Genomic DNA, 19,758 nt, shown 5'->3' with positions numbered 1-19,758 from the left:
GTGTCAGCGGCCGCCCGGCCCGCCTCCGCCGGCCGCGCCGCCGCTGACACCGGGGGACAGCCTGGCCGCGATGTACCTGGTGGCCGGTATGGGTCAGCAGGCCCGCCGAGGTGTGGGCACCAGCGCTCGCCGACGCAGAACCCCCGAACCCGAAGATGCCGCTGCGCCGGCGGAGCCTGTGGTGGCAGCCGAACCGGCCAAGGCCCGTCGGCGCCGTCGGGTCAAGACCGACTTGATCGGCCGCGGATACGAATACATGGATCTCGAAGACCCGGACAGTGCCGTTGCGCCGAGTGGGCTCACCGCGCTGAGCGGGGATGCGTTCGGTAGCGGTGCCGTTGCCCCCTTGACGCCGGGTACCTGGATGGCGGCACGCGGCGCTCAATCGCCCTAGCTGGTTGCGCGTCGGCCGGGTGTCACCGGGGCCTGCGGTAATCGCGAAGGTAGGGCGGCAGTTCGATGGCCGGGTCGAGGTCGGCGGCGGGTTCTGGGTGCCCCGCGACCAGGCTCAGCGGAACGACACCCGCCCAGTGCGGCAATGCGACGTCCTCCGGCTCATCGCTGGGGCCGCCGTCTCGCACCGAGGCCGACACTTCTACGAGGTCCAGGGCCAGCACCGCGGTGGCCGCCAACTCCCGGCGGTTCGGCGGGCGGGCATCGACGGCCCGCCCCGGCGCGACGTGATTGAGCAGCGCATCGAGGCCGAGCAGCTTTTCGTCCTCGCTCTCGACCAGGCGCGCCGATCCGATCACCACCACCGAGCGGTAGGTCATCGAATGGTGCAGGGCCGAGCGCGCCAGCACCAGCCCGTCGACCAGGGTGGCGGTGACGCAGACCGGCAGGCCGTCGGGGCCGGCCGCCAGCACCGGGCCGCTACCGGTCGAGCCATGCAGATACAGCGTCTCGTCGACCCTCGCGTGGGTGGTCGGCAGTACCACCGGGCGGCCGCCCCGGGAGTAGCCCAGGTGGCAGATCAAGGCCTCATCCAGGATCCGATGCACCGTGTCGCGGTCGTAGCGTGCCCGCTCCCGGTACCGAGTGGGGGTGGTCTGCGGTGTCGGCGCATAGGACATGGGGTTGCCTCCATTAATGTACTAGTGCAATATAGGAGTTGTGGCAGTACAATACAGCATCACGGGTGAGGGTGCGGAGGCCATCGCGGCCAGCATCGAGGAGGGCGTCGCCCGTGGTGCCCTGGCGCCCGGGTCCGCACTGCCGCCGATCCGCGGCCTGGCCCAGCGGCTCGGCGTGAATCCGAACACCGTTGCCGCCGCCTACCGGCTACTGCGTGACCGCGGTGCCGTCGAGAGTGCGGGACGACGCGGCACCCGGGTACGCGACCGGCCGGCGACCACTCCGCGATCACTGCGCGGACTGGCCGTCCCTCCGCAGGTGCGCGATTTGTCCACCGGAAACCCCAACCCGGCATTGCTGCCGATCGGGGCGGTGACGTCGTTGTCCGCCGGCCCAGCGGTGCTCTACGGGCAGGCGCCGATCGAGCCCGAGCTGGCAGAGCGCGCCGCGATCGACCTGGCCGCCGACGGTGTGCCGGCCGAACACCTGGCGGTCACCTCAGGAGCCCTGGACGGGATCGAGCGGGTGCTCAGTGCGCACCTGAGGCCCGGTGACCGGGTGGCCGTCGAGGACCCGGGCTGGCCCAACCTGCTCGACCTGCTGGGCGCGCTGGGGTTGACCCCGGAGCCGATGGCCGTCGACGACGACGGTCCGCTGCCCGCCGATCTGTCCCGCGCGCTCAGACGTGGGGTGCGCGCAGTGGTGGTGACCAGCCGCGCGCAAAACCCCACCGGCGCAGCGGTTTCCGCGGACCGTGCGGCGGAGCTGCGTGAGCTGTTGGACGGATCGGACGTGCTGCTGGTCGAAGACGACCACGGCGCGGCCATCGCCGGTGCGTCGCTGCACCCGCTGGCAGGAGCCACCCGGAACTGGGCCTTCGTCCGATCGGTGGCCAAGGCCTACGGCCCGGATCTGCGGCTGGCGGTGCTGGCCGGGGACGGGCGCACGGTCGAACGGGTGCAGGGCCGTCAGCGGTTGGGGCCGGGCTGGGTCAGTCATCTGCTGCAGAACCTGACCGTTGCCCTGTGGCGCGACGCCGGCGCGGCGCGGCAGGTGGCCGACGCCGAAGCCGCCTACCGTACGGCCCGCGTCGGGCTGTGTGCGGCGCTGGCGGACCGGGGGGTGGTGGCCTACGGCCGCTCCGGGCTCAACGTGTGGATCCCGGTGCCCGACGAGGCGGTGGCCATGACGCAGCTCTTCGCCGCGGGATGGGCGGCGGCCCCGGGGGCGCGGTTTCGGATTCGCAGTGCCCCAGGTCTGCGGATCACGGTCGCGGAGCTTGGTGCTGCCGACGTCGGTCCGCTGGCCGACGCCATTGCCGAGGCCGTGCGCGGTCCCGGCCGCGCGAGCGTGTAGCCGCGCGCGGGGGTCATCGGACGCCTCGGCATGCGATACTGCAGCGGTACGGCAACGATGGTGCAGGAAGCCGGTGTGAATCCGGCACGGTCCCGCCACTGTGATCGGGGAGCGACCCTCAAACGCCACGGCTCTGCAAAGGGCTGGAAGGCGAGGCGAGCAGTGATCCGAGAGTCAGGACACTCACATCGTCGCATCCTGCGACCCGGGGCGGTGTACCCCGAGAGAGCTGGCAAACCCCTATGTTGCGCCCTGTTTGGGTGGCATCCGGTGGTTGGCGATGACCGCGCCGATCTGGATGGCCTCCCCGCCAGAAGTACATTCAACGTCACTGTCGGCCGGACCGGGGGCTGGCCCCTTGCTGTCGTCGGCCGCCGCCTGGAGCGCGCTGAGCGCTGAATACACCGCTGTCGCCGACGAGTTGGCGGCGGTGCTGGGTGCGGTGCAGGCCGGGTCATGGCAGGGCCCGTCCGCGGAGGCATTCGTCGCTGCCAACGCCCCCTACCTGGCCTGGCTGCTGCGTGCCGCCGCCAACAGCGCGGCCACCGCGGCACAGCAGCAGACCGCGGCCGCGGGCTACACCGCGGCGCTGGCGGCCATGCCCACCATGGCCGAGCTGGTGGCCAACCATGTCACCCATGCGGTCCTCGTGGGCACCAACTTCTTTGGTGTCAACACGATCCCGATCGCGGTGAACGAAGCCGACTATGGGCGCATGTGGGCGCAGGCCGCCGCTGTGATGACCAGCTACCAGGCGGTGGCCGGCGCGGCGGTGGCCACCGCCGCGGCAGCCCAGACTGAACCGGCACCGGCGGTGCTCAAGACGCCCGGCAGCGCGGCGGACACCGCACCGGAGCCCCCGCAGTGGTTTCTGGACTTCGCCAAATGGCTCGAAAGTCTGGTTCCGAGTCCGCCCTATCCCGACATCAGCCAGTACCCGCTGTATATCGAGCTGCAGGAGTTCTTCGCCAAGATCGGCTACACCGGAATCGGCGATCCCTTCGCCGACTTCTTCGCCGCCCTGCAGGCCGGCTCGCCGCTGCTGCCGCCATGGCCGGTCCCCGGTTGGTGGCTGGGCTGGACCGGCAACCCCTTCAGCTTCTTCAACCCCGCCAGTTTGGCCTATGTCTTCTCGGTGCCGCTGGACCCCGGGTCCTACTTCGCGTTCACCAGCATCGTGATCATCGATGACCTGATCGCGATCATGTACACGGCGCTGTTCAATCCCCAGGCGCTGGGCGTGGTCGTACCGTTGGCGATGGTCGAGATCGTCACGTCCACCATCGGCAACACCATTCAGGCGCTGAACTACCTGATCACCCAGACGGCGTTGCTGCCGGCGCTGGCCGCCTCGATGGCCGGAACCACCGTGCTCGGATCCGGAGTGATCGGTGGTCTGGGCATCGGGGCCATGGCGCACCATGCAGCGGTCGCTGCGGCGGTGCCGCCGCCCGCGCCTCCGCCGCCCAGCCTGGTCATGGCCCAGCCGCCGGCTCCCGCCCCAGCCCCGGCTCCGGCGCCAGCTCCGCCTCCCGCACCCGCACCGGCCGCGGCGGCACCGCCGCCTCCCGCCGCCCCACCGCCTACTCCGGCCGGGCCGCCCTCGGTCACCATGCCGGCCTACATGTACATGGTCGGTGGCCTGGATATGGGTGCGCGGCGTGGTTCCGGCACCAGTTCACGCAAGAAGGCCGCCTCGAAGCCGGCCGAAACGGGCGCGCCCGCAGAGGAAGCGGCGGCGCAGCCGGCCGCGCACCGGCGTCGGCGACGGAAAAAGGTCGGCATGCTGGGCCGCGGTCACGAGTACATGGATCTTGAGCCCGATCCGATTCCCGAGCTGGCCGGGGTGGTCGCGTCGGGCCGCGGTGTTGGAGCCCGGGGCCTCGCCGGGGCCGCCCACCGGGTGACCAGTGCGCGGCCGGGCGGCCTGACCGCGCTGGCCGACGACGGGTTCGGCAGTGGCGCGGTCAGCCCGATGATGCCGAACACCTGGCCGGCCGAACCGGACTAGCCGGTAAGGTCGGCCAGGCGCGGTGGCTCTCCTGCGTCGAGCCTCGCTAACCGCCGGTTCTGTTGCGGCGGTTCAGCTTCGGCTCTCCTGCGTCGAGACTCGCTAACCGCCGGTTCTGTTGCGGCGGTTCAGCTTCGGCTCTCCTGTGTCGAGACTCGCTAACCGCCGCAGCGAATCCGATTGCCCCCGCGGTCCAGCGGGTCGGGCCCCAGCCCCAGGTATTTTTCGCGCAGCCTGTCCCATAGCTCGAGCTGCGCCCACTCGGGCTCGTCGCGCATCTGCTGGTCGTTGGTGAGGAACGGGTTGGGCAGCATGATCGTCATCATCTGCTCGTCACGCCCGTTGAACAGGCGCACCCCCCACGACTGGGGGTTGCCGTCCTTGCCGATGCGCCGGTACAGCTCCGCCCGGCTGCAGCGGCGAATGCGGCCCAGCTCCGAGCCGCTGGCCCGGTGCTTGCCGATGCACAGGTGGAAGTGCCAGCGGCCGAAATCGATGGTGGCGTAGCCGTCGAGCATGCCGATCTTGCGTGGCGCGTTGGGGGCGGCCACCTCCCAGGCCGCGCCTTCCATGATGATGCCGAACCAGATCTGGTCCCAGTATTCGTCGAAGCACAGGTGTAGCAGATCCAGCAGGCTCTGCTGGTCGGTCGGCAACGGCCAGAGCTGCTCGCGGCCTCGGTCTTCGGTGTCGATGATCGGGGGATCGGCGACGACGGTGCCGGTGTTCTCGGTCATGGAAATCCCTTCCTTCACAGGTTCATCCGGGTCTGTGGTTTATGAGTCAGCGTGCAGTCTCCGCACAGTCCGCTACCGGGGGTTCGGTAGTACAGGCAGCAACTGTTGCGCCGGTAGTCGGTGCCGGACTCGCTGAAAGACACCGCGCCGTTGAGGTATTCGTGCTCGCACATGCGGCGGGCCAGCTCCCAGCTCGGCTCGGCCGCCAGATCTCCGCCGTGATGCCAGCTCAAGGCGCGCGCGGCGCCCAGGGCGGCGGAGGCGGCATTGCCCAGCAGTAGCCGCTCGGAGATCGGAGTGATCGCTCGCACCGCGGCGACCAACGGCTTCAGGTGCTGCGTCACGACCATGTCGGCCAGCGCCGACTCAAGGCTCTCGCTACCCGCAGAGCCTTGCCATGCAAGCGGATTGGCCAGATGCAGCCGGATGGTTCCTGCCGAGTCGGTGTAGCAGAGCTGCTCGGGGTCCAGCTCGATCAGCAACCCGTGCTCGGCGAGCCCGCCCAGCCCGATCGACCACAGGCGTGCGGCGTACCCCAGGAAGAATGTCGACGCCGCGACGCGCAGATCCTCCGCACAGATCCGCTCCTGCACGTGCGAAAGGGTGCGCGCAAGCAACTCGGGGTCGCAATAGAGCTGGGCCACCGGCCGCCAGTCGGTTTCATCGGAAACTCCGGTCGATACCGCGAAATAGGAACTCACCGAAGATAATTCGGCCAAAGCCGTGATCGCCTGCTCCCGCGGCACGCAGCGCTGCGGGGATGTCGCCAGGGTCCGCAACCGCTGTGGCAGGTCGCGCAGTGTGCTGACCTGGCCCGCGCCCGCGGTGCGCAGTGTGACGGCGCCGGGATCGGCGGCGCAGACCACCAACTCGGCGCAGTCGCCGATGTCCCAGCCCTCCCGGGACAGCACCCGCACCAGTGCCGAACGCAACGGCTCTTCGGCATCGACCCGGGCGGTGCGCGCCGCACCGTCGTGGTGGGCTCGTGCACTGAGCTCGAACATGCCGCTGGCCACGTCGAAACGCAGGGTGTCGTTGCCGAACATCTCACCGATCCGGCCGGACAGCATCAGCTCCTCGCCGACGGCATCCACCAGAGCGCCCGCCGGGTCCATCAACCACACCCGGTCGGCAATTCGTAGCGCCAACTCCAGGTCGTGGGTGCTCAGCACCACTGCCAGCTGCTGTTCGCGGGCCAGTGTGCGCAGCAGCCCGAACAGCGCTGCCCGCGACGACACGTCCAAGAACGCGGTCGGTTCGTCGAGGATCAGCAGACCGGGCTGTTGGGCCAGTGCCCGGGCGGTCAGGACCCGCTGGCACTCGCCGTCGGACAGTTCGGCCGCGGGCCGCGCCGCCAGGTGTTGTGCACCCGTCGCCGCCAGCGCCCAGTCGATGATCTGCTCGTCGGCGGGGCGTAGCCGGCCCCCCAGCCCCAGGTGCGGGATGCGGCCCAGCCCCACCAACTCCCGGGCCGACAGGAAACCCGGATCGATGCGCTCGGTCAGCACCACCGCGACACGGCGGGCCAGCTCGTCGCGTGGCAGTGCGGTCAGGTCGGCGCCGTCGAGCAGAACTCGTCCGCCCAGCGCGGGCTGCAGTCCGGCCAGGGTCCGGATCAGGGTGGATTTGCCGGCGCCGTTGGGCCCGATCAGCACGGTCAACTCGCCCCGGCGGGCCTGGGCGGCCAGTCCGGCCGCCACCGTCACCGGCCGGCGGCGGTTGCGGTAGCCGATCACCAGCCCGGCAAGCTCCACCGCCGGCGCTGCCGAGGGGCTCATGATGCCAACCCCGGGCCGCGGCGAGCCCGCAACAGCACGGTGATCACCACCGGCGCCCCGACCAGCGCGGTCACCGCATTGATCGGGATCACCAAGTCACTGCCGGGCACCTGACTGACGATCCCGCAGCCCAGCGCGGCGACCGCTCCCAGCAGCATCACCGTCGGCACCACAACGCGGTGATCGGAGGTGCCGACCACGATGCGCGCCACGTGCGGCACCACCAGTCCGAGGAACGCTATCGGCCCGCAGAACGCGGTCGTGACACCCGCCAGCAGCGATGCCGACACGACCGTGACGATCCGGGCCCGGTGGACGTTGATGCCCATGGTCGCCGCGTAACTCTCCCCGAGCAGCAGGGCATTGAGCGGCCGGATGGTCAGGGTTGCGGCCACCAGGCCGACGGCCACCAGCGGCAGCAGCAACCGAAGATCGGCCCATCCTGTTCCGGCGAAGCTGCCCAGGCCCCACAACAGGTACTGCTGCACCCGCTGCGGATCGGAGTACACCATCGCCAGGCTCACCAGCGCCGTGCTGGCCGCGCCGATCATGACCCCGATCAGCAGCAGTGTCGCCGCCGAGCGGGTCCACCGCGACAGCACCAGTACCAGCGTGAGCATGGCCGCCGCCCCCAGCGCCGCCGCGATCACCTCCGCGGCGCGGCTGGCGCCGGCGACCGCGGTGGTGAAACCCCCGCCGGCCGCACCGCCGAGCAACACCACCAGCGCCACCCCCAGGCTGGCACCGGAACTGACTCCCAGGATGTAGGGGTCGGCGAGGGTGTTGCGGAACAGGGTCTGCAATTGAAGCCCGGCGACTCCGAGCGCCGAGCCCGCCGCCAGCGCGGTCAGGACCCGCGGCAGACGCATGTTCCACACGATCACCTGCCAGCGTGGATCGGATGCCTCGGCGCCCACCAGTACCCGGACGGTGTCGGCCACCGGCACCCGCACCGGGCCCAGCACCAAACCCAGCAGGGCCAACAACACCACCGCGGCGGCCAGGGCGGTCAGCGCCACGGCGATACGCGGCTTCACCGCTGCACCAGCCGGTAGAACTCGAACTCGTGCTCGCCGGCCAGCTCGGGATGCACGATCGCCACCAGATCGCCCAGCAACAGATCCGGCCGCGCGGTGCCGCGTTCCCAATAGAGGTTGCCGCCCTCGGGGGTCACCGCTTTGGTCGCCGACCACACCTGGCCGGTGCGCACCGCGCTCAGTTCGCCGTACCGGCTATCACGGGCCACCGCGTCATCGACGGTCTGCCAGTTGTCGGTCACCAGCCACAACGGCGCGGTGCCGGCTTGGGCGTAGACCGACTCGAAGTTCAACTGCCTGCTCTCGGAGCCGGTGGAAGACAGCCACGGGTAGACACCGCCGGCGTCGGCGACCAGCCGGCCCGAATAGCTGTCACCGGTGGGCATCGACCAGGTGCCCGAATACAGGGTTCCGACCAGAACGTCGACGGGCTGGGCCGAAGCGGCTCGGCGCGCCAGGTCCTGGTAGCTGCTGCGGATCGAGGCGTAGATCTGCCCCGCCTGCTGCTCGGTGCCGGTCAGCGCGGCGAACACCTTGATCCACTCGGACCTGCCCAGTGGCGTGGATTCCAGCCATTCGGCGTCGGCCACCACGGGAATTCCGGCGTCACGCAGCTTGGGATGGCCGGGATCGTCGACGCCCTCGGTGACCACCAGATCGGGGCCGGCGCCGATCACGCTCTCGATGTTGATCTGCCCTCCGGGGGCATACCCGACGATCTCGCCGGCGGCGATCCGCTCGCGGATCTGCGGGTCGGCGACGGCTGCGGGGCTCGCGACCCCGGTGACCACACCGGCTTGGCCGAGCTCAGTGATCATCGCCAGGTGCGTCGTGGAGCCCGAGTAGAGACTGCGCACCGGCACGGTGATCTGCGGGGCCTGGGCCAACTCACCAGTGAGGGCCGGCGCCGGAGCCCCGCAGCGCACCAGCACATAGCTCACCGGTTTGCCGCCGAGGTAGGGGCGCTGGACGGTGAGGACCTGATAGCTGCCGTGGTAGCTGATGGCGAAATTGGTGGCCTCGGTCAGCGTCGATTTGACCGGGAAGTAGTCGGCGGCCGGATCGAAGTCGGTGATGCAACCGGCACGCGCCTCGTGCACCCGGGCGGCGGGTGCACCGGAGCAGCCGGCCAACACGGTGGCCAGCGCCGTCAACAGCGCAGGGACTACCCGCAGCGCACGGAGCATGGGCGTGAGTCAGCTTCCTCGGGGTACACCGCCCCGGTACGCAGGACGCGATGACGTGAGTCTCCTGGCTCTCGGATCACTGCTCGCCTCGCCTTCCAGCCCCACGTGTGGCGGGCCGTGGCTGATGAGGGTCGCTCCCCGATGACAGTGGCGGGACCGCGCCGGATTCGCACCGGCTTCCTCAATCGTCATCGCCTTACCGGCGACATTCTCGCATGCCGTTCTAGGTTAGGCTGGCCGCCGTCTCGTGGCGTCAGGAACCCGGTGTGATTCCGGGGCGGTTCCGCCACTGTGATGGGGCACGCGTTGACTGCCAGCGCGGCGAAGCCGGGCGCAGCAGGTCAACGCCATGGGCACAGCGCGCCCCCAGCCAGATACGGTCACGAGGCATCCGACGACGAGGGGCGAGAACCCCGAGGAGGTCCTTCGATGCTTCAGGCACGGCGCATAGCGTTGCTGTCCACGTCCGACACCGATCTGCTGTCCGCGCGGGCCAGCGGCGCGGCGTATCGCCTCGGGAACCCGTCGCGTCACGACATCGAACCGCTGCTCGACGGCGTCGACGTGGTGGTGCTGCGCATCCTCGGCTCGTCCGCCGAGATCACCGACGAGTTGGCCCTGCTGCGCGCCACCGGGCTGCCGCTGGTGGTGCTGGGAGGGGAGCGGTCACCCAGCGCCGAGCTGATGGAGTGCTCCACCGTCCCGATCGGGCTGGCCGCACAGGCGCACGCGTATCTCGCCGAAGGCGGGCCGGCCAACCTCGCTCAATTACACGCATTCCTGTGTGACACGGTGCTGCTGACCGGGGAGGGTTTCGAAGAGCCGGCGGTGATCCCGGATTGGGGGTACGGCCGGCGGACGACGGTGGGCGGCCCGGACGCGCTGCGGGTCGGGGTGCTCTACTACCGGGCCCACGAGGTCAGCGGCAATGCCGGTTTCGCGCACGCATTGGCCGACGCGATCGACGCCACCGGCCGCGCGGTCGGGGTGCCGATCTTCGCCGCGTCGCTGCGCAATGCCCCCGATGAGCTCTTCGAGGCGCTCGGCGGGCTGGATGCGGTGGTGGTGAGCATGCTGGCCGCCGGTGGAGCGATGAACGCCACCGCCAGTGTCAGTGCCGGCGACGACGACGGCGCCTGGGACATCGAACGCATCGCGGCACTGGACATGCCGGTGTTCCAGGGTCTGTGCCTGGGATCGTCGCGGGCGGATTGGGCGGCCAACGATGACGGCGTCAGTCCGCTGGACTCGGCCACCCAGATCGCCATCCCGGAATTCGACGGCCGGATCATCACGGTTCCGTTCTCTTTCAAGGAGATCGACGACGACGGGCTGCCGCACTACGTCGCCGACACCGAACGCTGCGCCCGGGTGGCGGCGATCGCGGTGAATCACGCTGCGCTGCGGCGTCTTCCCAATGGACAGAAGAAGCTGGCCTTGGTGCTCTCGGCGTACCCCACCAAGCATTCCCGGGTGGGCAACGCGGTCGGTCTGGACACGCCCGTCTCGGCGGTGCGGCTGCTGCGCCGGCTGGCCGAAGAGGGATATGACGTCGGCGACGGCTTTGGGGTGTTGGACATCGCAGACGAGGCTGCGGCCGGGGATCGGCTGATCCACAACCTGATCGATGCCGGGGGCCAGGACGAGAACTGGTTGTCTGCCGCACAGCTGGCCGACGCCCAAGTGCGGGTCACCGCGCAGCAGTATGCCCAGTGGACCGCCGAGCTGCCCGATGAGCTGCGCGACGCGATGGCCACCGCGTGGGGGCCCGCGCCGGGCAAGCTGTTCGTCAATGACGCCGGCGAGATCGTGCTGGCCGCGCTGCAATCCGGCAACATCGTGCTGATGATTCAGCCGCCCCGGGGCTTCGGGGAGAACCCGGTGGCCATCTACCACGATCCGGAGTTGCCCCCCAGCCACCACTACCTGGCCGCATACCGTTGGCTGGGAAGAGGTTTCGGTGCGCACGCGGTGATCCACCTGGGCAAGCACGGATCGATGGAGTGGCTGCCCGGCAAGACCGCTGCGCTGTCGTCGGCCTGCGCCACCGATGCGATGATCGCCGACCTGCCCCTGATCTACCCGTTCCTGGTCAATGACCCCGGCGAGGGCGCCCAGGCCAAACGGCGGGCGCACGCCATCATCGTCGACCACCTGATCCCGCCGATGGCGCGCGCCGAGTCCTACGGCGACATCGCGCGCCTCGAGCAGCTGCTCGATGAGTACGGCAACATCGCGAGCATGGACCCGGCCAAGTTGCCGGCGATCCGGGGCGAGATCTGGAACCTCATGCGGGCCGCGGAGATGCACCGCGACCTGGGCCTGGACGAGCGGCCCGACGATGACGAGTTCGACGACTTCCTGCTGCACGTCGACGGTTGGCTCTGTGAGATCAAAGACGCCCAGATCCGGGACGGGCTGCACGTGCTGGGCGGTGCCCCGGTGGGCCCGCAGCGAGTGAACCTGGTGCTGGCGATCCTGCGCGCCGCCCAGGTCTGGGGTGGGGTGGACCACGCGGTGCCTGGCCTGCGGGCCGCGCTGGGACTCAAGGACGGGGCCGCCGCGGCCGCCGTCGACGAGATCGAGGGCCGCGCACGTCAGCTGGTCGAGGCCATGGAGGCCGCCGGCTGGGACGCCGGGGCGGCCGACACGCTGCATCCCGACCCGGAGGTGTGCCGAGTGCTGCGATTCGCTGCCACCGAAGTGGTTCCGCGACTGGCCGGCACATCGGGAGAGCTGGACTCGGTGCTGCATGCGCTGGCCGGCGGCTTCGTGCGCCCGGGGCCGTCCGGGTCGCCGCTGCGGGGCTTGGTCAATGTGTTGCCCACGGGCCGCAACTTCTACACCGTCGACCCGCGCGCCGTGCCGTCGCGGCTGGCGTGGCAGACCGGGCAGGCGATGGCGGATTCGCTGGTGCGTCGCTACCTCGATGACACCGGCGGTTACCCGGAGTCTGTCGGGTTGTCGGTCTGGGGGACCTCGGCGATGCGCACTTCGGGCGACGACGTCGCCGAGGTGCTGGCCCTGCTTGGAGTGCGACCCGAGTGGGACGAGGCGTCTCGACGCGTGTCGGGGCTGGAGGTCATGTCTCTGGAGGAGTTGGGGCGCCCCAGAATCGATGTGACCGTGCGCATTTCCGGGTTCTTCCGGGATGCCTTCCCGCACGTGGTGGCCATGCTCGATGACGCGGTGCAGATGGTCGCCACTCTCGATGAGCCCGCGGACGTCAACTTCGTTGCCGCGCATGCTCGGGCCGACCTGGCCGAACACGGCGATCAGCGGCGCGCCACCACCCGGATCTTCGGTTCTGCGCCCGGTTCCTACGGGGCGGGCATCCTGCAGGTGATCGAGGCCGGGACCTGGCGCGACGACAAGGACCTTGCCGAGGTCTACACCACCTGGGGTGGCTTCGCCTACGGACGTGGATTGGCCGGCGCGCCCGCAACCGAGGACATGCGCACCAACTACCGCCGGATCAAGGTGGCCGCCAAGAACATCGACACCCGCGAGCACGACATCGCCGACTCCGACGACTACTTCGTCTACCACGGCGGCATGATCGCCACCGTGCGGGCGCTGTCCGGGGCGGACCCGAAAGCCTATGTGGGGGACTCGACCTCGCCCGATGCCATCCGGACCCGCACCCTGGCCGAGGAGACCGCCCGGGTGTTTCGGGCCCGGGTGGTCAACCCGCGCTGGATCTCCGCGATGCGACGGCACGGCTACAAGGGCGCCTTCGAGCTGGCCGCCACCGTCGACTACCTGTTCGGGTTCGACGCCACCGCCGGTGTGGTGCACGACTGGATGTACGAAAAGCTCGCGGCCGAGTATGTGCTGGACCCGCAGACACGGGAGTTCCTCGACAAGTCCAACCCCTGGGCGCTCCAAGGCATCGTGGAACGGTTGACCGAGGCCGCCGACCGCGGGCTGTGGGAGCACCCCGACCCCGAGACCATGGCGGCGTTGCGGCAGGCTTACTTAGACGTTGAGGGCGACCTGGAGGATCGGTGAAAGTCTGGATTCTCGGCATCGGGATGGGACCGCAGCACGTCACCGCCGAGGTCGCCAGCGCGCTGCGGTCGGCCGACTACGTCATCGCCGCCGAGAAGTCCTCCGACGACGGTCTTTTGGCAGTGCGCCGTGCCGTCGTCGACGCCTATGCCCCAGCGACTCCGGTGGTGGCGGTCGCAGACCCGGCCCGTGATCGCTCCCCGGGGCTCACGGAGCCCGACTATGCCCGCGCGGTGGCCGACTGGCATGCGGCCCGGGCGCAGTGCTACGCCGACGTGCTGCGGACCCGTGGTGGGGTGGCCGCCTTTCTGGTCTGGGGCGACCCTGCTCTGTACGACTCGACCATCCGGATCGTCGAGCAGGTGAAAGATCTTGGAGTGGAACTGGATTACGACGTGTTGCCGGGGATCAGCGCCCCGCAGCTGCTGGCGGCCCGGCATCGGATCGTGCTGCATGAGGTCGGTCGACCCGTGCACATCACCACCGGACGACGGCTGGCGCAGGCTGCAGCCGCAGGTCAGGACAACATCGTCGCGATGCTCAACCCCGATGAGCTCGACCTCTCCGCCGTGGGCGACTGGATGATCTGGTGGGCCGCCAATCTCGGGGCGGTGGGGGAGGCGCTGATCAGCGGCCGGGTCTGTGACGTCGTCGGCCAGATCGCGGCCGCCCGCGCTGCCGCCAGGGCCCAGGCGGGCTGGGTGATGGACGTCTTTGTGGTGCGGCGGATCTGATGCCCGGAATTCTGATCGCCGGAACCACCAGCGATGCCGGGAAGACCGTGGTGGCCACCGGGGTGTGCCGGGCGCTGGCGCGCCGCGGGGTGCGGGTGGCGCCCTACAAGGCGCAGAACATGTCGAACAACTCCATGGTGTGTGTCGACGCCGAGGGCGGGGCCACTGAAATCGGCCGGGCGCAGTGGATTCAGGCCCTCGCCGCGCGCGCCACGCCGGAACCCGCGATGAACCCGGTGCTGCTGAAACCCGGCAGCGACCAGCAGAGTCACGTGGTGCTCATGGGCCGGCCGTGGGGCACCCTGTCGTCGTCGAACTGGATGCATGGCCGCGCTGAGTTGGCAGCGGCCGCGCACAGTGCCTATGACGATCTCGCGGGACGCTATGAGGTGATCGTCGCCGAAGGGGCGGGCAGCCCCACCGAGATCAACCTGCGCCCCGGTGACTACGTGAACATGGGCTTGGCGCGCCACGCCGGCCTGCCCACGGTGGTGGTCGGCGATGTGGACCGGGGCGGAGTGTTCGCGGCCTTCTTCGGCACCGTCGCGCTGCTCTCGCCGGAGGATCAGGCGCTGGTCGCGGGATTCATCGTGAACAAGTTCCGCGGGCAGTTGCGGTTGTTGCAGCCGGGCCTGGCCGATCTGGAGCGCCTCACCGGCCGGCGAGTCTTCGGCACCTTGCCGTGGCACCCGGAGCTGTGGCTGGACTCCGAGGACGCACTCGATCTGGACGGGCGACGATCTGTGCGCACCGGGGCACGGCGGGTCGCGGTGATCCGGCTGCCCCGGATCAGCAATTTCACCGACCTCGATGCGCTGGGCCTGGAACCCGACCTGGATGTGGTGTTCGCCGCCGACCCGCGTGGGGTGTCCGACGCCGATCTGGTGGTGCTGCCGGGAACTCGCGCCACGATTCACGATCTGGGCTGGCTTCGTTCGCGTGGCATCGATGCGGCGATCGCCGCGCACGTCGCCGCGGGCAAACCGGTGTTGGGGATCTGCGGGGGTTTCCAGATGCTGGGAAAGAAGATCCGCGACCCCGACGGCATCGAGGGCGCGCCCGCCGAGGTGGCCGGTCTGGGCCTGCTCGACGTCGAAACCCGTTTTACCGCAGACAAAGTCCTGCGGTTGTCCGACGGCGGCTACGAGATCCACCACGGCCGGATCACACACGGCCCAGCGGCAGGGGCCGATGCGGCGTTTCCCGGCAGTGTCCGCACCGGTCAGGTCTTCGGCACCATGCGGCACGGGTGCCTGGAGGTCGACGCATGGCGTGCGGCGTTCCTGGCCGAGACGTTGGGGCTTGCGGCATCGACGGTCTCTTTTCCCGCGGCCCGGGAGCGCCGGCTGGACCTGCTCGGCGACCTGGTCGAAGAGCATCTGGACGTCGAGGCACTGCTGGAGCTGGCCTTGGGCGGTGCGCCGCCCGGGCTGCCGTTCTTGGCGCCGGGGGCGCCGTGACGCGCCTCCTGCTGCTCGGCGGTACCGCCGAGGCTCGAGCACTGGCCGATCAACTGGTCGCTGCGGGTGTCGCTGTCACGACCTCACTGGCCGGGCGGGTCGCCGATCCGCGGCTGCCGGCCGGGCAGGTTCGGGTGGGCGGCTTCGGCGGCATCGAGGGTCTGCGGGCGGCGTTGGCCGACTACGACGCCGTCGTGGACGCCACTCATCCGTTTGCGACCACGATGTCGGCCAACGCGGCCGCGGCGTGTGTGGCGGCCGGCCGGCCCCTGCTGCGGCTGGAACGGCCCGGCTGGGTGCAGCGCGCCGGCCAGGCCTGGCACTGGGCCGACTCGCACGCCCACGCCGCGCGGCTCGCAGCTCGGTTGGGGGGTCGGCCGGTGCTGACCATCGGCCGCCAACAGTTGGCGGCCTATCTGCCGGCGTTGGCCGATGCGGCGGTGTTGGCGCGGGTCGTGGAGCCGCCCGCGATCAGCCTGCCGCCGCGTTGGTCGGTGGTCCGGGACCGTGGGCCCTACGCGCTGCCCGGCGAGCTCACGCTGTTGCGTGATCACCGCGCCGATGTGGTGGTCACCAAGGACTCCGGTGGTGACTACACCTGGCCGAAGATGCTGGCCGCCGAGCAGCTCGGATTGCCGGTGGTGATCGTGCGCCGCCCGACCCGGCCGACGGGTGTGCCCGCGGTCTACGACGTCGAGCGGGCGGTGTCCTGGGTGTTAGCCGCTGACCAGGGCCAGCTGCAGCGTGACGCCGGCGACCACTAGTGCGACGACCTTGACCACCTCCAGCCCCGCGTAGGCGTAGTGGGCGCGGGAGCGTTCGATGAATCCGCCCGCGGGGTCGGTCTGCGCGGCCAGTACCGCGTCCGAGCGTCGGGTCAGCCGGGGACGGACGGCCAGCAGCTGGGCGGCCAGTACCGCCACCGCGGCACAGACCCCGGCCAGCGCCAGCCGGCCGGTGGGCTCGGCGGCGACCGCGAACACGACCACACTCGCCAGCACGATCTCCACCGCGTTGAGGGCCCGAAACACCAGACGGCCAATGCCCAGGCCCAGCGGCAGGGTAATCCCGGGTGCCCGGAACTTCAGGGGCGCTTCTAAGAACGAGATCGCCAGCACCATGCCCAGCCAGGTAAAGACGACCGCCGCCGCGAGCGCGCCCATGACCACCACCTCCACAAGTATCTGTGTCTTTCGGTTGCGGTTAACCTAGGGGCGTCGCCTCATGACCGACAAGGGTCTTTGGGCGGTAATCGCAGGCGCCCGCGGTCGGGCAGACTGGCAGGCGTGATTGTGGAACATGGAGTACTGCCCATCCGGCCCGGCAGCGAGGCCGATTTCGAAGCAGCGTTCGCCACGGCGCGCCCGTTGATCGCCGCTGCGCCCGGATTCCTCGGGATTTCGATGTCCCGGTCGGTCGAGTCGCCGAATCTGTACCTGCTGCTGGTGCAGTGGGAGAACATTGAGGCGCACACCGAGGGTTTCCGGAAGTCGCCGGAATTCGAGCAGTGGCGTGCGTTGTTGCACCCCTTCTACGAATCACCTCCGGTGATCGAGCATTTCGTCGGTATCGGCTAAGGAGATGGTCGCCCGTGGACGCGCAACGAACCCTGGAGTTCAACGCCCGTAACATCGCGGAGTTCCGTGCCAGCGGTGGAAAGCTGGGTGGACGGTTCGAGGGCGCACCGGTGCTGCTGCTGACCACAATCGGGGCCAAGTCGGGGCAACCACGCACCAGCCCGATGATGTATCTGCCCGAGGGCGAGCGGATCATCGTGTTCGCCTCCAACGAGGGCAAGGACAGCCATCCGAGCTGGTACTACAACCTGCGGGCGAATCCCTCGGCGACGGTGGAACTGGGCACCGACGCCTTTGCGGTGACGGCCACCGAGATCACCGGCGACGAACACGACCGGCTGTACGGCATTCAGGAGCAGCACTACCCGGGTTTTGCCGCCTATCGGGAGCGCACCGAACGGGTCATCCCGGTCATCGAGCTGGTCAGGAGCACGTCCTGAAATGACTCCGCCTGGGGTGCGTCTCTCTTAGAGGAGACCCACCCCAGGCGAGAATCTGACCATTCCCCGCTGAATCAGAGGATGTAGAGCATCTCCTGATAGGTCGGCAGCGGCCACAGGTCATCGGCCACCACACCCTCCAACTGGTCGGCGGCGGCCCGGACGGCATCCATGGCCGGCAACAGCGCCTCTTGGGCGTGCTTGGCCTCATCGAGCGCGGACTGCGCCGAGTGATCTGACAGCGCCTTCTTCAAGGTGTCCAGGGCCTCGATGAGCGCGCTGATCGGCTCCGAGATGTTCTGCAGAAGCGTCAGACTCGGTGTCACACCGGCTGCGGTCAATGCCGCGACGTTCTGCGCGAGCTCGGTTTGGTAGCGGATCGCGGCCGGCAGGATGGTGGTTGAGCCGAGCTCCAAAGCGAGCTTGGCCTCCACCCCGATGGTCAGCGCGTACTGTTCCAGCCGCACCTCGTAGCGGCTGTGCAGTTCGCGCTCGTTGAACACGCCGTACTTCTCGAAGACCTCTACCGCCTCGGGCTTGATCAGCTCCGGGATGGCGTCCAACGTGGTCTTGAGGTTCAGCAGCCCGCGCGTGGCGGCCTCGGCCTGCCAGTTCTCCGAGTAACCGTCACCGTTGAAGACCACCGCCCCGTGTTCGGTGATGACGTCCGTCAGCAGCTTCTGCACTGCGGTGTCGAACTCTTCGCCATCGGCCACCGCCTTCTCCAGGATGGTGGCCATGTAGTCGAACGAGTCGGCCATGATGGTGTTCAGGACGATCATCGGGACGGCGACGGTCTGACCGGAGCCGGGTGCCCGGAACTCGAATCGGTTGCCGGTAAAGGCAAAGGGGCTGGTGCGGTTGCGGTCGCCCGGGTCGGTGGGCAGCTCCGGCAGCGTGTCGACGCCGATGATCATGCTGCCTTTGCCTTTGGAGGACGTCGCAGCGCCCTTGGCGATCTGCTCGAAGACATCCGCGAGCTGATCGCCGAGGAAGATCGAGATGATCGCCGGCGGCGCCTCATTGGCGCCCAGCCGGTGGTCGTTGGTGGCCGAGGCCACCGAAACACGCAACAGCCCGCCGAACTTGTGCACGGCGCGGATGACCGCCGCGCAGAACACCAGGAACTGGGCGTTCTCGTGCGGAGTGTCACCCGGCACCAGCAGCGAACCCAATTCGGCATTGCCCACCGAGAAGTTGACGTGCTTTCCGGAGCCATTCACCCCCGCGAAGGGCTTCTCGTGGAACAGGCATTCCATGCCGTGCTTCTTGGCGATGGTCTTGAACACGGTCATCAGCAACTGCTGGTGGTCTGAGGCGATGTTGGCCCGCTCGAACATCGGGGCCACCTCGAACTGAGCCGGGGCAACCTCGTTGTGGCGAGTCTTGGCCGGAATGCCGAGCTTGAACAGCTCCCGCTCGGTGTCCATCATGAAGCCCAGCACCCGCTCGGGGATCGCCCCGAAGTAGTGGTCATCGAACTCCTGCCCCTTGGGTGGCTTGGCGCCGAACAGGGTGCGTCCGGCGTTGATCAAGTCGGGCCGAGCCAGGAAGAAGTGCCGGTCGACCAGGAAGTACTCCTGCTCGGGGCCGCAGAACGAAACCACCTTCTCCAGGTCTTTGTGCCCGAAGAGTTTCAGAATGCGCTCGGCGTGCACACCCATGGCCTGTTGGCTGCGCAGCAGGGGAGTCTTGTAGTCCAGAGCCTCACCGGTCATCGACACGAACACCGTGGGGATGCACAGGGTGTTGCCGTTGGGGTTCTCCAGAATGTAGGCGGGGCTGGTCACGTCCCACCCGGTGTAGCCGCGGGCCTCGAACGTCGAGCGCAGGCCTCCGGACGGGAAGCTGGATGCGTCAGGCTCGCCCTGGGTCAGGGTCTTTCCGGCGAACTCAGCCAGCGCCTGTCCGTCCGAAACCGGCTCGAGGAAGCTGTCGTGCTTCTCTGCGGTCAGCCCGGTCATCGGGTAGAAGACGTGCGCGTAGTGGGTCGCGCCCTTCTCCATCGCCCAGTCCTTCATCACAGCGGCAACCGCGTCGGCCACCGTCGGATCCAGCTTGGCGCCCTTTTCGATGGTCGCTACCACCGATTTGTAGGTCGCCTTAGGGAGTCGGGAGCGCATCTCCGCCTTGGTGAACACGTTGGCGCCGAAGATCTCACCCGGGGCCTCTGCAGGGTCAAAGCTGATAGCGGGGGGCACTTGGGCCTCGACTTGCGCAATCGCCTGCAAGCGGGTGGCGTTTCCACTCAATGGACTTCCTTCCGTTTCACTGGCCGTGAGTTGCTTCACCATAGGAAGGTTTGATGGCGGAGCTGTTACGGCAATGTCACGGGCGCAATTCGCGGATTGGCACA

16 protein-coding genes and 3 riboswitches are annotated in these 19,758 nt (G+C 69.1%); of the genes, 9 read left to right on the top strand and 7 right to left on the bottom strand.

Translation table 11 applies throughout. The annotated features are described in order from the left end of the window. A partial coding sequence (locus BST15_RS01515) for a PPW family C-terminal domain-containing PPE protein (protein ID WP_474623349.1) occupies positions 1–394 on the top strand: 394 nt, incomplete at its 5' end. A gap of 22 nt (positions 395–416) precedes the next feature. Here BST15_RS01515 and BST15_RS01510 read toward each other — a convergent pair. Further along, entirely contained in the window at positions 417–1,073 is a 657-nt protein-coding gene (locus BST15_RS01510; RefSeq protein WP_046191448.1) for a pyridoxamine 5'-phosphate oxidase family protein, read from the bottom strand. A gap of 40 nt (positions 1,074–1,113) precedes the next feature. Between BST15_RS01510 and BST15_RS01505 the strand changes: the two genes are divergently transcribed. Further along, on the top strand, positions 1,114–2,430 hold the full coding sequence (locus BST15_RS01505) for an aminotransferase class I/II-fold pyridoxal phosphate-dependent enzyme (RefSeq protein WP_046191449.1): 1,317 nt from the start codon (positions 1,114–1,116) through the stop codon (positions 2,428–2,430). A 64-nt stretch (positions 2,431–2,494) separates the two neighbouring features. After that, positions 2,495–2,614, top strand: a riboswitch (cobalamin riboswitch). A 96-nt stretch (positions 2,615–2,710) separates the two neighbouring features. Continuing rightward, positions 2,711–4,441: a PPE family protein gene (locus tag BST15_RS01500; RefSeq protein ID WP_083070768.1), complete on the top strand. Its 1,731-nt coding sequence runs from the start codon at positions 2,711–2,713 to the stop codon at positions 4,439–4,441. A gap of 158 nt (positions 4,442–4,599) precedes the next feature. Here the strand turns inward: BST15_RS01500 and BST15_RS01495 are convergent, their stop codons facing one another. The 4 genes from BST15_RS01495 to BST15_RS01480 are packed head-to-tail and all read right to left on the bottom strand — an operon-like array spanning position 4,600 to position 9,180. Continuing rightward, on the bottom strand, positions 4,600–5,178 hold the full coding sequence (locus BST15_RS01495) for a DUF7676 family protein (RefSeq protein WP_046191487.1): 579 nt from the start codon (positions 5,176–5,178) through the stop codon (positions 4,600–4,602). 14 nt (positions 5,179–5,192) lie between these two features. Next, positions 5,193–6,956: an ATP-binding cassette domain-containing protein gene (locus BST15_RS01490; protein WP_046191485.1), complete on the bottom strand. Its 1,764-nt coding sequence runs from the start codon at positions 6,954–6,956 to the stop codon at positions 5,193–5,195. After that, positions 6,953–7,993: a FecCD family ABC transporter permease gene (locus tag BST15_RS01485; protein ID WP_083070767.1), complete on the bottom strand. Its 1,041-nt coding sequence runs from the start codon at positions 7,991–7,993 to the stop codon at positions 6,953–6,955. Before BST15_RS01485 ends, BST15_RS01490 begins: the two co-directional genes overlap by 4 nt. Next, on the bottom strand, positions 7,990–9,180 hold the full coding sequence (locus BST15_RS01480) for an ABC transporter substrate-binding protein (protein ID WP_046191237.1): 1,191 nt from the start codon (positions 9,178–9,180) through the stop codon (positions 7,990–7,992). The genes BST15_RS01485 and BST15_RS01480 overlap by 4 nt, the downstream gene beginning before the upstream one ends. Before the next feature lie 37 nt (positions 9,181–9,217). Beyond that, a riboswitch (cobalamin riboswitch) is annotated at positions 9,218–9,406 on the bottom strand. Beyond that, positions 9,394–9,526, top strand: a riboswitch (cobalamin riboswitch). Its footprint overlaps the riboswitch before it by 13 nt. Before the next feature lie 83 nt (positions 9,527–9,609). Here BST15_RS01480 and cobN point away from each other — a divergent pair. The 4 genes from cobN to BST15_RS01460 are packed head-to-tail and all read left to right on the top strand — an operon-like array spanning position 9,610 to position 16,149. After that, a complete protein-coding gene (cobN, locus tag BST15_RS01475) occupies positions 9,610–13,191 on the top strand; it encodes a cobaltochelatase subunit CobN (RefSeq protein ID WP_046191236.1) in 3,582 nt (1,193 codons plus the stop codon). After that, on the top strand, positions 13,188–13,925 hold the full coding sequence (cobF, locus tag BST15_RS01470) for a precorrin-6A synthase (deacetylating) (protein WP_046191235.1): 738 nt from the start codon (positions 13,188–13,190) through the stop codon (positions 13,923–13,925). Before cobN ends, cobF begins: the two co-directional genes overlap by 4 nt. Beyond that, positions 13,925–15,385 (top strand): cobyric acid synthase, encoded by a 1,461-nt coding sequence (locus BST15_RS01465; RefSeq protein ID WP_046191234.1) that lies wholly within the window; start codon positions 13,925–13,927, stop codon positions 15,383–15,385. Before cobF ends, BST15_RS01465 begins: the two co-directional genes overlap by 1 nt. After that, positions 15,382–16,149 (top strand): cobalt-precorrin-6A reductase, encoded by a 768-nt coding sequence (locus BST15_RS01460; RefSeq protein ID WP_083070766.1) that lies wholly within the window; start codon positions 15,382–15,384, stop codon positions 16,147–16,149. Before BST15_RS01465 ends, BST15_RS01460 begins: the two co-directional genes overlap by 4 nt. On the opposite strand, the gene BST15_RS01455 is transcribed toward BST15_RS01460, so the two are convergent. Further along, the gene (locus BST15_RS01455; protein ID WP_046189919.1) at positions 16,102–16,548 is read right to left on the bottom strand and encodes a hypothetical protein; all 447 of its coding nucleotides are present in this window, start codon (positions 16,546–16,548) and stop codon (positions 16,102–16,104) included. The genes BST15_RS01460 and BST15_RS01455 overlap by 48 nt on opposite strands. A 123-nt stretch (positions 16,549–16,671) precedes the next feature. Here BST15_RS01455 and BST15_RS01450 point away from each other — a divergent pair, with 123 nt between their 5' ends. Further along, a complete protein-coding gene (locus BST15_RS01450) occupies positions 16,672–16,962 on the top strand; it encodes an antibiotic biosynthesis monooxygenase family protein (protein WP_046189897.1) in 291 nt (96 codons plus the stop codon). Positions 16,963–16,976: 14 nt separating this feature from the next. Beyond that, the gene (locus BST15_RS01445; RefSeq protein WP_046189898.1) at positions 16,977–17,402 is read left to right on the top strand and encodes a nitroreductase family deazaflavin-dependent oxidoreductase; all 426 of its coding nucleotides are present in this window, start codon (positions 16,977–16,979) and stop codon (positions 17,400–17,402) included. Between the two features lie 74 nt (positions 17,403–17,476). On the opposite strand, the gene BST15_RS01440 is transcribed toward BST15_RS01445, so the two are convergent. Further along, entirely contained in the window at positions 17,477–19,654 is a 2,178-nt protein-coding gene (locus BST15_RS01440) for a glutamine synthetase III family protein (protein ID WP_046189920.1), read from the bottom strand. Positions 19,655–19,758: the final 104 nt, after the last annotated feature.

This window comes from Mycolicibacter arupensis (genome assembly GCF_002086515.1).
Lineage (GTDB): Bacteria > Actinomycetota > Actinomycetes > Mycobacteriales > Mycobacteriaceae > Mycobacterium > Mycobacterium arupense.
Note: the sequence above shows the minus strand (reverse complement) of the source record. Positions and strands in the feature narration are given on the sequence as shown.